The 13,315-nt window shown below is 32.3% G+C and carries 14 protein-coding genes and 1 pseudogene; 14 read left to right on the top strand and 1 reads right to left on the bottom strand.

Translation table 11 applies throughout. The features are described 5' to 3' along the window. Positions 1-597, top strand: a 597-nt coding sequence (locus JCM14932_RS13540; RefSeq protein ID WP_369342907.1) for an NADPH-dependent FMN reductase, incomplete at its 5' end; no start/stop codon positions are given. 35 nt (positions 598-632) lie between these two features. On the opposite strand, the gene JCM14932_RS13535 is transcribed toward JCM14932_RS13540, so the two are convergent. Next, positions 633-1,043 (bottom strand): peptide deformylase, encoded by a 411-nt coding sequence (locus tag JCM14932_RS13535; RefSeq protein WP_025025332.1) that lies wholly within the window; start codon positions 1,041-1,043, stop codon positions 633-635. A gap of 70 nt (positions 1,044-1,113) precedes the next feature. Here JCM14932_RS13535 and JCM14932_RS15710 point away from each other — a divergent pair. The 13 genes and pseudogenes from JCM14932_RS15710 to JCM14932_RS13470 all read left to right on the top strand — a co-directional run bounded on the left by JCM14932_RS15710 (position 1,114) and on the right by JCM14932_RS13470 (position 13,283). Then, a pseudogene (locus JCM14932_RS15710) lies at positions 1,114-1,934 on the top strand (glycosyltransferase family 8 protein). Positions 1,935-2,256: 322 nt separating this feature from the next. Beyond that, positions 2,257-3,015 carry a YveK family protein gene (locus tag JCM14932_RS16680; RefSeq protein WP_082609508.1) on the top strand — a complete coding sequence of 253 codons (759 nt, stop codon included), beginning with the start codon at positions 2,257-2,259 and terminating at the stop codon, positions 3,013-3,015. Between the two features lie 3 nt (positions 3,016-3,018). Further along, positions 3,019-3,783, top strand: coding sequence for a CpsD/CapB family tyrosine-protein kinase (locus tag JCM14932_RS16675; RefSeq protein ID WP_034543526.1), 765 nt, complete (start codon positions 3,019-3,021; stop codon positions 3,781-3,783). Next, positions 3,780-4,562, top strand: a complete 783-nt coding sequence (locus tag JCM14932_RS13515; protein WP_025025329.1) for a tyrosine-protein phosphatase — start codon at positions 3,780-3,782, stop codon at positions 4,560-4,562. The genes JCM14932_RS16675 and JCM14932_RS13515 overlap by 4 nt, the downstream gene beginning before the upstream one ends. A gap of 49 nt (positions 4,563-4,611) precedes the next feature. Further along, positions 4,612-5,265 (top strand): sugar transferase, encoded by a 654-nt coding sequence (locus JCM14932_RS13510; protein ID WP_025025328.1) that lies wholly within the window; start codon positions 4,612-4,614, stop codon positions 5,263-5,265. A 30-nt stretch (positions 5,266-5,295) separates the two neighbouring features. Beyond that, positions 5,296-6,360: a glycosyltransferase family 2 protein gene (locus tag JCM14932_RS16180; protein WP_025025327.1), complete on the top strand. Its 1,065-nt coding sequence runs from the start codon at positions 5,296-5,298 to the stop codon at positions 6,358-6,360. An 8-nt stretch (positions 6,361-6,368) separates the two neighbouring features. Then, positions 6,369-7,316, top strand: coding sequence for a hypothetical protein (locus JCM14932_RS13500; protein WP_025025326.1), 948 nt, complete (start codon positions 6,369-6,371; stop codon positions 7,314-7,316). A 34-nt stretch (positions 7,317-7,350) separates the two neighbouring features. Next, positions 7,351-7,641 (top strand): hypothetical protein, encoded by a 291-nt coding sequence (locus JCM14932_RS13495; protein WP_025025325.1) that lies wholly within the window; start codon positions 7,351-7,353, stop codon positions 7,639-7,641. Between the two features lie 19 nt (positions 7,642-7,660). Beyond that, entirely contained in the window at positions 7,661-8,317 is a 657-nt protein-coding gene (locus JCM14932_RS13490; RefSeq protein WP_025025324.1) for a hypothetical protein, read from the top strand. A 1-nt stretch (position 8,318) separates the two neighbouring features. After that, on the top strand, positions 8,319-9,647 hold the full coding sequence (locus tag JCM14932_RS13485) for an O-antigen polymerase (protein WP_025025323.1): 1,329 nt from the start codon (positions 8,319-8,321) through the stop codon (positions 9,645-9,647). Beyond that, on the top strand, positions 9,631-10,590 hold the full coding sequence (locus tag JCM14932_RS13480; RefSeq protein ID WP_025025322.1) for a glycosyltransferase family 2 protein: 960 nt from the start codon (positions 9,631-9,633) through the stop codon (positions 10,588-10,590). The genes JCM14932_RS13485 and JCM14932_RS13480 overlap by 17 nt, the downstream gene beginning before the upstream one ends. A gap of 30 nt (positions 10,591-10,620) precedes the next feature. After that, complete coding sequence (glf, locus tag JCM14932_RS13475) at positions 10,621-11,730, top strand: UDP-galactopyranose mutase (protein ID WP_025025321.1); 1,110 nt, start codon at positions 10,621-10,623, stop codon at positions 11,728-11,730. Positions 11,731-11,858: 128 nt separating this feature from the next. Next, a complete protein-coding gene (locus JCM14932_RS13470; RefSeq protein ID WP_025025320.1) occupies positions 11,859-13,283 on the top strand; it encodes an oligosaccharide flippase family protein in 1,425 nt (474 codons plus the stop codon). Positions 13,284-13,315: the final 32 nt, after the last annotated feature.

Raw genomic sequence — 13,315 nt, 5'->3', positions numbered from 1 at the left:
AACAATTTGACTACTAAAATCGGTATCATCCAAGGGAGTACACGAACAAAACCTTTAGGCGGTAAGATCTTCAAGTACCTACAATCCACAATGAATAGTAATGCGGATATTGAATATACATGGCTTGACTTACGTGACTACGAGATGCCAATGTATGATCACGAAGAAACACCACTTGAGGAACACATCCACGATTTGAATACCGTTGAAGGTAAGTGGTTGGATGCTTTGGAAGCACAAGATGGCTACGTCATCCTCACACCAGAATATGATCGTGCGATTCCCGGTGGCTTGAAGAATGCGCTGGATCTAGTTGGACCAGAGACAGCCCGCAAGCCGGTTAAAGTCATTGCATATTCACACTTCAGTGATGGCGGTATCGTTGCAGCTAATTCATTCGTTGCCATCTTACAAATGTTGAAGATGATCGTATTGCCAGAACCAGTGCTGTTGTGGTTTGCGGATAATAACTTCAATGAAGATGGAACGTTGAATTCGGCAGATGAGAATACTGAGCATTTTGCGGAAAGATTAGATAGTGCATTTAAGGAAATTGATTTTTATAGTCGTGTTTTGAAAGAGAATAAATTTGAATAGAATGTTTGATCCTCACTTTTGTAAGTGAGGATTTTTTAGATCAACACACCCTCAAAATGATCCATCTCATGCTGAATAATTTCAGCGATGAAGCCAGTAAATGTCTGCGTATGCGAAACAAAACTAGCATCCTGGTACTTAACCTCAATATCTTTATAACGGACAGCAGAGCGTTCTCCATCCAATGACAAGCAGCCTTCTTCGACCGTATACTTTCCAGATTTCTTAGTGATCACAGGATTGACCATAGGAATAGGAATCATGCCGAGTTGGAACACCAGAATACGTTTGTTTTCACCAATCATATTAGCAGCCATACCGACACAGTGTTCCTTATGAAATTCAAGCGTGTCCATTAAATTAGTAATAATTTCAGTATCTTTTTTAGTAGCAGGGACGGATTTTTGTGACAACAGTGTCGTGTCACGATTGATAGGTTTGATCATGGAATTCACCTCATAATTTAATATATAGCAATGATACAATAACATTAATAACATAACGAGGGGGACTACCATGAACTTATTATTCGCAATCGACGACAATGTGGTTGACCAATTATTGACGACACTGCACTCAATTCAAGTTAATACACCAATGTGCCATTAGATATTTATGTGATCCAAAAGTCCAAGCTCAAACAGACTGAAAAAATCACAACTTTCTGCGACAAAACTGACATCGAATATCATCCAGTTATGATCGGTGATGAGTTCAAGGATGCACCGACAACTGACCGTTATCCGGCAACGATTTATTATCGATTATTAGCACATAAGTATCTGCCTAAAGATTTGGATAGAATACTTTATTTGGATGTCGATATTCTAGTTATTAATAATTTGCTTCCATTATATGAACTAGACTTCGACGGTAACATGTATGCGGCTGCCAGCCATGCTGCATTAGCCAACGATGTGACTGATTCTATCAACAAGCTGCGCCTAGGAAATTATGAGGCAGAGAGCTATTACAACTCTGGTGTCATGCTGATGAACCTGCCAATGATACGTGAACAAGTCCATGCCGAGGATATCTTCAATTATATTAAAGCCAACCAGTTAACATTGTTTTTACCTGATCAAGATGTTCTGAACGGTTTATACGGTCATCAGTTCAAGAAGATACCTGATGAAATATATAACTACGATGCCAGAATGAGTACGATCTATCAGGCACTTGGTGGAGGATTATGGAATCTTGATTGGGTGATCGACCATACCGTCGTCTTACACTTCTGTGGTCGTGACAAACCATGGAGGTCCGAATATCGTGGACGTTATTCAGGATTGTATAAGCATTATGCACACAATACTAAATTAATATTAAATAAGTAAAATTTTTATAGTTACATTTTTATAACAATGCTTATTCCGTTTGTATATTGTGATAAGATTTAAGTAATTTGTATAACTGTAAAATTATATTAAATTGTTTATTGGGTACAAAAAGTGAGCTGGAATATGTATAATATTATATGTCCAGTAGAAAAATAAATTTAATATTGTATATTTCATTAAAAGTATAAATTATCTTGTGTTGACATTATGTCAAAATTGGCGTTGTGTAAACACCTTTTTGATGATAGTATTCTTAATCAAATAGCAATAGTTATTGTTATATCGGAGGATTTCAGTGGGGTCAGAACAAACGATAAGTATGATGCAAATACTTGCCATACTTCGTAAACATATAAGAATGATTTTGGGGACAACTTTTGTCGTTACATTGGCGGTAGCGTTCGTTACCTTCTTCGTAATGGCACCAAAATACCAAGCAACAACACAATTACTAGTTAATAGGAAGTTATCTTCCGAAATGCAGGCAGCACAGTTGCAACAAACTCAAGCTGACGTGCAGATGATCAACACTTATAAGGACATTATTACGAGTCCAACTGTTTTGAAGACAGTGGATAAGGAAGTTAATAATTATCCTGGGTATCCTGGTTCAATGAGTGCCTTGAAGAATGAGATCTCAGTAAGCAGTCAACAGAACTCACAAGTCTTTTCCGTAACAGTCAAGGCAACTGACCCATACACGGCAGCTGAAATAGCCAACTTGACCGCTAAGACGTTTAAGAAAAAAGTCGGCAAGATCATGAGTATCAATAATGTTTCGATCGTTTCACCAGCTTCAATCAATAAGAATCCAGTCAGTCCGAGAAAGACACTGAATTTGTTGGCTGGTATTGTCGTAGGATTATTACTTGGTATCGGATTTGCCTTCATTCGTGAAATAACTGATACGACCGTAACGTCAGAGAAGTTCTTAACTGACGAACTTGGACTTACTAACTTGGGTATCATCAACGAAATTGCTCCTGAAGAAGTCAAGAAGCGTATTCATCACAAAAAAGAACTTCATGGCTCAGATAATCCTAGTTTTGCGGCACAGACTAGTCAAAGGAGAGTGTAGACGATGGCATTTAATATTTTTAGTCACAAGAAGCACAAGATCGATAATACCAGTTTGAAATATGGTATCGGTCTTGTAACATACACTGATCCTAAAGGGATGATCTCCGAACAATTCAAGACAGTCAGGACCAATATTCAATTCTCATCAGTTGATAAGAAGTTGAAGTCACTACTGTTCACCTCATCTGATCCTTCAGAAGGTAAATCGACTATCAGTAACAACATGGCGGTAACTTGGGCTGACCAAGGTTCAAAAGTTATCTTAGTGGATGCCGATCTTCGTCGTCCAACAGTTCACAAGACCTTTAGCGTTAGCAATCGGAAAGGATTGTCTAATTACTTGTTAGGTAATGCGACCTTAGAAGAAATCGTCCAAGAGACTGTTGTCGATGGGTTATACGTTATTACCAGTGGACCAGTTCCACCTAATCCAGCCGAGTTACTTGGAAGCATGCGTACCCAAGACTTGTTGGTTAGATTGATGGATAAGTTCGACCTACTGATACTTGATGCACCACCAGTTAATACAGTTACTGATGCACAAGTTCTAGCAGCACGAGTAGATGGCACTATCTTAGTAGTTCCACAAGGAATTGCGGATAAAGCCGGAGTATTACACGCCAAGGAAGCATTGAAAACAGTCAACGCTAATATCTTAGGCGCAATTATGAACCGAGTAACTGAACAGAAGTCTGGTGGCTATTACGGCGGCAGTTATTATGGCGGTTACTACGGTGGATATTATGGAGCGGATAAGCATAAATGAAGTTAATTGACTTACATTGCCACATATTGCCAGGAGTAGACGACGGTGCCAAGGATAGAACTATGGCTCTTCAGATGGCTGAGGCAGCTGTGAATCAAGGAATAAGTCATATTCTGTTAACGCCGCATCATATGGACAGTCATTATACGAATCATAAGCTCGATGTCATCAAGCATACCGGAGCCTTCCAACAAGATCTGATCGATCACGAGATACCGTTGAAAGTATTCCCGGGACAAGAAGTTCATCTGACAGGTGACTTGTTAAAAGCAATTTTTGATGATGACATCCTGTTCATGGATTCAGGCAACAGATACCTATTATTGGAGTTTCCACACAACGAAGTACCTGAATACGCTGAAAATATGATATTTGAACTGACGTCACGTGGAATTACACCAGTGTTGGCACATCCAGAACGGAATCAGGGATTCCAGAAGGACCCTGATCGACTATTCTCATTCGTTGAGATGGGGTGCCTGACACAACTGACTAGCAGCAGTTACTTAGGAGTGTTTGGCAAGAACGTTCAGACACTGACTGAAAAAATAATAAAGGCAAATTTGGGATTTGTCTTTGCATCTGATGCTCATAACTTTGAAGGACGTCGATTCACGATGCGTGAAGCATTCGATCGATTGTCAGAACAGGTGGATGTCAAAACAGCTGAGAGATTCAATCAAAACGCCAAGAACATCTTGAATGGGGACGATGTTGAGATTGGTGATATTAAGAGAGTTTCAGATATTAAAAAGAAAAAGTTCTTTGGGTTATTTTAGGTGATGCCAGTCATCTGATTATATGTTTATTTACAGGGGGAAATTAGGAATGGAGTATTGGGATGGACGGGTTGATACTAAGTATCAACAGCGTCGTTACGTATATCGAAGTGTTAAGCGAATATTTGATTTCGTTGCCAGTTTAATCGGCTTAGTATTACTATCACCGTTGTTCTTGATAGTAGCTATAGCAATAAAAATTGAAGATCCACGAGGACCAGTATTCTATACTCAAACTCGCTTGGGGAAAAGGCAAGAGCCGTTTGAAATGTACAAGTTTCGTTCAATGGTGGTCAATGCTGAAAAGCTAAAACAAAAATTATTGGATAAGAACGAAATCGAAGGCGCCATGTTTAAGATGAAGAACGATCCACGTGTTACCAAAGTGGGCCGATTCATTCGCAAATATAGCATTGATGAGTTGCCACAATTAATGAACGTATTAACAGGCGAGATGAGTTTGGTTGGACCACGTCCACCATTGCCTGATGAAGTAAAAAAATATTCAAGTTACGACAAACAACGCCTAACCGTTAAACCAGGATGTACCGGTTTGTGGCAGATAAGTGGCCGTAATGATGTTGGATTTGAGGAAATGGTTCGTTTGGATCTTGATTACATCAATCATCGTAGTGCCAGTTATGATGTTTATATTCTGTTTAGAACTGTTGGTGTGTTCTTGTTTCCAAATGGGGCTTATTAAATTATTAGTGAGTTAGAGAGGAAATATTTTGTGGTAAAAATTTCTATTATTACACCAGTTTATAATGTGCAGAATTATTTAAGTAAGTGTTTAGAAAGCATTTTAAATCAAACCTTACGTGATTATGAGTTAATTATTGTGGATGATGGATCGCCTGATAAGTCAGGTATAATTGCTGATGAATATAAAAAAATAGATTCAAGAATTAAAGTTGTTCATAAAGAAAATGGAGGAGCTCCGAGCGCTAGAAATATTGGAATTGATATGGCTGAAGGGAAATATCTTTATTTTCCAGATTCTGATGATTGGTTAGAACCTAATTATCTTGAAAATTTGTATAAGTGTGCAATAAAGAGTAATGCTGATCTTACAATTAGTGGTTTTGTAATAGAATATTTCGAAAATAATGAAAGCCATTCATTTCAAACAAGTGTAAATTCTGTTAATTTTAATAATTATAAATCTGTTAGAGAAAACATACATAATTATTTTAATAATATGATGGTTGCAGTACCTTGGAATAAATTATACAAGACGAATTATATAAAGGAAAATAACATAAGATTTCCAAATTTGAAGTGGGATGATTTGCACTTTAATCTGGAAGTTTTGAAAAATATCAACAGTGTATCTATCAGTTCAATATCCGGATATCATTTTTTTAGATCTAGGGCTGGTTCTGAAACCACAACGGTTTTTGATGGTTTATTGTATGAAAAAAGAAGAGAACAATTTACTCATATTTTAGATATATATGGCTATTGGGGAATTAGTGATCCTAATATAATGAATGTTTTATACGGATATTATGCAGCAAGACTTGTCCAGTGCATACAAGAAATATCTATTAATAATTTACCTTACAAGAGGAAAACTATTAAGAATATTTTAAACGACGATATTAGTAACATTGCAGTAAAGAATGGATTATTTGATTCTAAAATTTTAGAATTAGCTAATTTCCCATTGAAATATCATCTATACACAACTTGTTTAATAACTGGTAAAATTTTGGGATTCGTTAAAATACATATGACATCTTTTTTCTACAAATTTAAAGCACAATCAGTTAATAAAGCTATTAAGGTAAAGTAGAGGACTCTATGCTAAAAGAATGTGTTCATAATCAGATAGATAATTATTCTACCGTTAATAATTATAAAGAAATGTATAAAATAATCGAAAAATACAAATATGTGTCATTTGATATTTTTGACACACTCGTTAAACGAGATGTTCCAAAACCGTCAGATATTTTTAATATTGTTGGTTCTAGAACTGGTATATCAGATTTTAAGAATAAACGAGTAAAAGCAGAAGAGATGGCACGCCAATCAACAAATGGTAATGAAGTTAATTTGGATGATATATATTCTGAGTTATCTTACATTCCAAACCATGAGATAGTAAAAAAAGTGGAATGCCAAGTGGAAATTGAAGAATGTGTTATTAATAAGGACATAATTGATTTTTTTAATTATTGTGTAAAACATAAGAATGTTTTGATTATCACGGATATGTATTTACCTAGACATACAATAGAATCTATATTGAGTAATAACCAAATTTATGGATACGATGAACTTATTATTTCAAATGAAGAAAATAGTGTTAAATCAAACGGTGGACTGTTCGAAAAGATATTGAGTAATCATGGAATCGACTATCGAAGCATTATTCATATTGGCAATTCAATGAGAGCCGATTATATTGGAGCAAAAAAAGCACATATTAAGTCAATTAAAATCCCAACATATAAAAATAGAAGTAAAGAAAGTTTTAAATATATGTTTTCTAATCAAGTAAACCATGATTACTTAATGAGCTTTATAAATAATCATATTGATTCAAAGTCGTCTTATTATAATTTTGGATATCAATGTTTTGGACCATTACTTTATGGATTTATAGATTGGTTACGGGATGATTTAAAAAAGTCTAAATTTGATCAAGTGCTTTTCATGGCTCGGGACGGATATATTATGAAAAAGGTGTACGACCAAGTTAGTGATAAAAGTGATATTAAAGCAAGGTATTTTGTAAGCATCTAGAAGAAGCTTACGTGTTCCGACATATGATTATTCAATGGATTATTCAGATATGTTGAATGTTTTGACGGTTCCTAATTTGACTAATCCAACGCAGATTTTAGATAGCTGGGGATTAGATCCAGAAAAATATTCAAAGAAATTATTATTATATGGATTTGAGCTAACAACTAATCTTAAAAGAGAAACTCTAATAAATAATACTAAATTTAAAGAATTTTTCAAAAGTATTAAGGATGATATTTTTGTTAATTCTGCAAATGAACTTGAAACCTTGGAAAAATATTTAAAGAAATTTAATTTCAATAAAAAAGACCGCAATTGTTGACATTGGATGGGGTGGGTCAATGCAAAATTCATTGATCAAAACTTTAGACAAAATGAATATTACTAATAATATATATGGTTACTATATAGGTTTAACTAGTAAATCATTAGATAATTTAAAGAAAAACAAATTAAATGCAAAAGGGTATGCATTTGATGCAATGAACAACGCCTCTGACGATTTGGAAAGACCATTTGTTGGGTTATTTGAAACCCTTTTTTTGGAACAAGCAGGCTCAGTAAAAAAATATATAAGAAATGACAACAGAATAGAGGTTGAAAGGTATCAATATGAGTATATTAATAACGGAAAAGAAGTAGAACGAGTCAAGTCTATTCAAGCCGGAGCGTTAAAGTTCAATTTTGATTTTTATAATAGTTGTACGGCCATTTTTATAGGACATGATAGAGAAACTATGTTTTCTAATTTATATAGAGTTGGTGTAATCCCATCTCTATATGATGTATCATTATTTGGAAAATTTGACTTTTTTAATAATGGAACAAAAGTTTTTTTAGCAAATCCAAAATCTATTTTGTATTATTTATTCCATTTAAAAGTTCTAAGGACTGATTTATATAATTCTCAATGGAAAGTTGGATTTTTAAAGCAACTTTTAAAATTTAAAATGGATTATAAGAAGATTTTTGATATGTTGAGGAAGGTGACAAACTAAAATGGCGTTAATTTTAGTTCTACTCTGTTTTGTACTCATTGTATTGTCTATAGTACTTTTTAAAGGGGAGATAGCTGCTCCATCATTTTTATTATCAGTTGCTTTTTTCGTATCTTCATTTGATGTTTTCCTTAATAAAAATAGTTGGTATTTTAACAACAATAGTACTGTTACATTAATTGTTGTTGGGATACTTTCTTTTATATTAGGGTGCTTTGCAATAAATCTTGTAAAGCCCATTATTCTACATGATGATGTACAAGTTTCAAAAGAGATTATTTCAATCTCTTCTTCAAGATTATTTTTCTACCTTATTTTACAGTTGATTTTATATCTCTCAATTATTATATATATATGTAATGTAATGGGATTAGGTATTAGCTTGTCAGGATTGTCGGATGCAATTGGTGGGTATTATTCGCTAACTCAATCTGGTACTGTTTCTGGTTTGCCTGGTATTTTAAATGTGGGTCAAATAATTAATACTTCTGGTATTTATTATTTATTATTTTTATTGCTGAAAGGGCATAATTATCATTTGAATATATCAATTATTCTGTATTTAAATTTATTCGTAGGGATAATTGGATCTTTACTTACTGGAACTAAGACGTCTTTCTTTATGTATTTAGTTGCTTTTATGATTCTGTATTTATTTTTAAAGAATGATGATTTCTCCGAAATACAAAAAATTAGTATAAAAAGTATTATTGAATTTGCTTTGGCAATTTTATTAATTATGTTAGGTTTCATGGTACTATCAACTTTACAAGGAAGAAATTTAGCTAATGTTAATGTTTCAGATACAATTTCTAGTTATGTTGGTGCACCAGTAAAAAACTTGGAACTTTTTATAACGTCAAATAGACAAAATAGACAAATATTTGGATCACAAACTTTTGCCGATACTTATAAATGGCTTTATAAGGTTACAGGAAACGATACTTTTCAGATTGTAAATTTATATGATTATAATTGGATCTTTAATACTGGTTTAGGGAATGTTTACACATTATTTATGCCATTGGTAAATGATTTTGGATATGTTGGAACATATTTTGTGATGTTTCTTTTAGGTTGTTTTTGTCAAATCTGTTATAACAACGCTAAATTTAAGAATTCCAAAGGTCCAGTCAATTTTAAGGTTATTTATTATTCATATTTGTCATTTGCAATTCTTTTTTCCTTTTTCTCAAATAAGATGTTTGAAATGATTTTCTCGAGGTCCGGGATTTATTTTATAATTGGTTTGTATGTTTTTGACTTTTTACTTCGAAGACTTTCATTTGATACGTACTTAATGGAGGATAATAATGAGTTCTTTAGTTAGTGTTATTATTCCTGTATATCAGGCAGAAAATTATATTATTTCTTGTATTAAGAGTGTTTTAAATCAGAGCTATCCAAATATAGAAATTATTTTAATAGATGATGGGTCTGATGACGAAAGCTTTAAGAAATGTCAGTTATATGCAAATAAGTTTGATAATATATTTTTCTTTAGACAGAGTAACAAGGGAGCATCATCAGCCAGAAATGTGGGAATCGCTCATGCTAATGGTAAATATATGTATTTTATGGATTCTGATGATTTAATGCTTAAAGATTGTATTAGTACGGCAGTAACAGCTATTGAAAAGGGATACCAATTAGTTTTTTTTGATTACTATACTAATGATATATCTGTTGGAGCTAACAATGCTTCGTCACTCATTACTGAAAATCTAAATAAGATAGATGGTATTAAATCCGTGCTAGATGTCCAGGTATCCAATATAAAAGTGAATGGATATCTGTGGAATAAGCTTTTTGTTTCATCAATTATAAAAAAAAATAATCTTGAATTTAACACAAAATTTAAAATGTGGGAAGATCTACTTTTCTGTTCCAAATATATTTTACTAATTGATAAAATTATTTATGTCAATAAAAAGTTATATATTTATAAGAATGACAATCATAATAGTATAAGTAGATCGTTATCGACCGAATCTGCGTATAGTTGGGTTAAGGCTGGACAAGCAGTTGGCAAAATAGTCAGTAAATATTTTCCTGAACAGTATGCGGGGTTTACCAGTCACTTGGTTAATATTTATATGACCTATTTGATTACTGCTATTAAAAATGAAGACGTCATTAATGATAGTGAAAGTATTGTTAACTTTATAAAATGTAATAAATTAAAACTTAGAATAAAATATAAAATAATTTTTGTATGTCTGTGTCTAAATTGTAGGATAAGCAGTTATTTAATAAGAAAATATGATTTGTAATATATTTTTTAGAAGGGTAAATATAATCTAATGAAATATGTAGTCGTTGGATCTGGTCTATTTGGATCTGTCTTTGCACATGAGGCGGCCAAAAGAGGACACAATGTAGTAGTTTTGGAAAAACGTAATCACGTTGGTGGAAATATATATACAAAAGAGATTGAAGGCATTCAAGTTCATGAGTATGGTGCACATATTTTTCATACGAATAATAAGGATATATGGACCTATATAAATAATTTTTCTGATTTTAACAACTATATTAATAGTCCAATAGCAAATTATAAAGATGAAATTTATAATTTACCATTTAATATGAATACTTTTAATAAATTATGGGGAGTCATTAAACCTGAAGATGCTAAAAGTAAAATTGAAAGTCAGAAAAAAGAATTAAATATAAATAATAATCCAAGTAATCTTGAAGAACAGGCAATTTCATTAGTAGGAATAGATGTTTACAAAAAGCTGGTTAAGGGTTATACAGAAAAGCAATGGGGAAAGTCTGCTAAGAATCTTCCAGCATTTATAATTAGAAGGTTGCCAGTTAGATTTACATACGATAATAATTATTTTAACGATACATATCAAGGGATTCCCATTGGGGGATATACTCCAATAATTGAAAAAATGTTAGATAGTAAATTGATAGATGTCAAGTTAAATACTGACTTTTTTGATCATAGAAATGAATATTTAAATTCTAATTGTAAAATAATCTTCACAGGTATGATAGATCAATTCTTTGATTATAAATTGGGTGAATTAGAATATCGTAGTTTGAAATTTGATACAAGAGTTTTGAATCAAAATAATTATCAAGGAAATGCGGTAGTTAATTATACGGATTCAGAAACAAAATTTACTAGAATCATAGAACATAAGCATTTTGAATTTGGTAAAGGTAATAAAAATATGACAGTTGTAACTAAGGAATTTCCTCAAAAATGGCACAGAGGTTGTGAACCGTATTATCCAATTAACGATAAAAATAATAAGGTTCTTTATTCGCAATATGTAAAAATGGCAAAAAAAGAACAACCTAATGTGGTTTTTGGTGGGCGATTGGGACAGTACCGTTACTATAATATGGATCAAACTATTATGGCTGCACTTCAAATCGTTAAAAGAGAATTATAATAAAAGTTTGTCATGTAATTAGTTCTGATAATGTAGTCGATTAATAATGTTTGTGATGTTCATATAGTGTTTCTTTAAGAAGCCATTCATGAATTAGTTAAAATTATAAAGATTTGAGGAAAAATTAATTGAAGGTTTTAAAAAATTATCTTTATAATGCTTCTTATCAGGTGTTCATTTTGCTTGTTCCTTTAATTACTACACCTTATCTGGCGAGGGTACTGGGGCCTAGAGGTGTCGGAGTAAACTCATATACAAGTTCTATTACACAGTATTTTATTATTTTAGGGAGTATTGGAATAGACCTTTATGGTAATAGGCAAATTGCTTTTGTTCGAGATGATAAGAATAAGCTTACTAAGACTTTTTTTGAGATATTCTTATTAAGAATTATTACAATTTCAGTGTCATGTTTTGTTTTTGCTATTTTTATAAATTCAAATAATAAATATCGTATATATTTTTTAGCACAATCATTTTCCATTATAGCGGCTGCATTCGATATATCGTGGTTTTTTATGGGTATGGAAAACTTTATGATTACAGTTTTGAGAAATCTAATAGTAAAAATCATTACTTTAGGAAGTATCTTTTTGTTTGTTAAATCTTATAAAGATTTAACAGTATACATTTTGATATTATCATTGTCATTGTTGGTAGGTAATTTAACTTTATTTCCTAGTTTAAATAAGTATTTAGGAAATATATCAATTAAGGATATACATATTTGGCAGCATTTTCTTCCCTCTTTATCATTGTTTTTACCCCAGGTAGCAATACAGATATATACAGTTCTTAATAAAACGGTACTTGGATTACTAGTATCAGTCCAAGCGTCAGGATATTTTGATCAATCGGATAAAATTGTAAGAATGGCATTAGCCGTTGTTACCGCAATGGGTACGGTTATGCTCCCACATGTTGCAAATGCATTTTCAAAAGGGAAATTTAAAAAAACGGTAATGTATTTGTATAAGGGATTTTCCTTTGTTTCAGTATCTGCTGTACCAATGGCATTTGGTTTAGTAGCTGTCGATTCTAAGTTTGTTCCTTTATTTTTTACATCTAAATTTTTAGAAGTCATTCCAATAATGTCAATAGAATCAATTGCTATTATATTCATAGCATGGGGTAATGCTATTGGATCTCAATATCTTTTACCAACTAAACAAGTAAAAGCTTATACAATTGCTGTCGTTTTGGGGGCAATAGTCAATTTAGTTGTGATTTTTCCATTAATAAAATTATTTGGTGCAGTAGGCGCGTCAGTGGCGACAGTTGTATCTGAATTTACGGTTTCGACATACCAATTATATTCGATTCGTGATCAAATTGATTATGAAAAAATATTTAAAGATTTGTCAAAATATCTAATTTCAGGAATAATAATGTTTTTAGTTGTTAAAATCATTGATATCTTGTTGCCTATATCATGGTTCATGTTAATTATAGAAATTATTATTGGTATTGTTGTATATGTGCTCATGTTAGTGACATTTAAAGTGAAATTAGTAGATGATTTTAAGCATATATTACTTAATAAATTTATTTAATCAATAAGGATGATTTTTATACGTGTTTTGTC

This window comes from Companilactobacillus nodensis DSM 19682 = JCM 14932 = NBRC 107160 (assembly GCF_000615905.1).
GTDB lineage: Bacteria > Bacillota > Bacilli > Lactobacillales > Lactobacillaceae > Companilactobacillus > Companilactobacillus nodensis.
Note: the sequence above shows the minus strand (reverse complement) of the source record. Positions and strands in the feature narration are given on the sequence as shown.

Bases quoted from the DNA above. Each gene is read 5' to 3' on its own strand.
- JCM14932_RS13535 (WP_025025332.1), bottom strand. From the start codon at position 1,043: ATGATCAAACCTATCAATCGTGACACGACACTGTTGTCACAAAAATCC.
- JCM14932_RS16680 (WP_082609508.1), top strand. From the start codon at position 2,257: ATGATGCAAATACTTGCCATACTTCGTAAACATATAAGAATGATTTTG.
- JCM14932_RS16675 (WP_034543526.1), top strand. From the start codon at position 3,019: ATGGCATTTAATATTTTTAGTCACAAGAAGCACAAGATCGATAATACC.
- JCM14932_RS13515 (WP_025025329.1), top strand. From the start codon at position 3,780: ATGAAGTTAATTGACTTACATTGCCACATATTGCCAGGAGTAGACGAC.
- JCM14932_RS13510 (WP_025025328.1), top strand. From the start codon at position 4,612: ATGGAGTATTGGGATGGACGGGTTGATACTAAGTATCAACAGCGTCGT.
- JCM14932_RS13500 (WP_025025326.1), top strand. From the start codon at position 6,369: ATGCTAAAAGAATGTGTTCATAATCAGATAGATAATTATTCTACCGTT.
- JCM14932_RS13495 (WP_025025325.1), top strand. From the start codon at position 7,351: ATGGATTATTCAGATATGTTGAATGTTTTGACGGTTCCTAATTTGACT.
- JCM14932_RS13490 (WP_025025324.1), top strand. From the start codon at position 7,661: ATGCAAAATTCATTGATCAAAACTTTAGACAAAATGAATATTACTAAT.
- JCM14932_RS13485 (WP_025025323.1), top strand. From the start codon at position 8,319: ATGGCGTTAATTTTAGTTCTACTCTGTTTTGTACTCATTGTATTGTCT.
- JCM14932_RS13480 (WP_025025322.1), top strand. From the start codon at position 9,631: ATGAGTTCTTTAGTTAGTGTTATTATTCCTGTATATCAGGCAGAAAAT.
- glf (WP_025025321.1), top strand. From the start codon at position 10,621: ATGAAATATGTAGTCGTTGGATCTGGTCTATTTGGATCTGTCTTTGCA.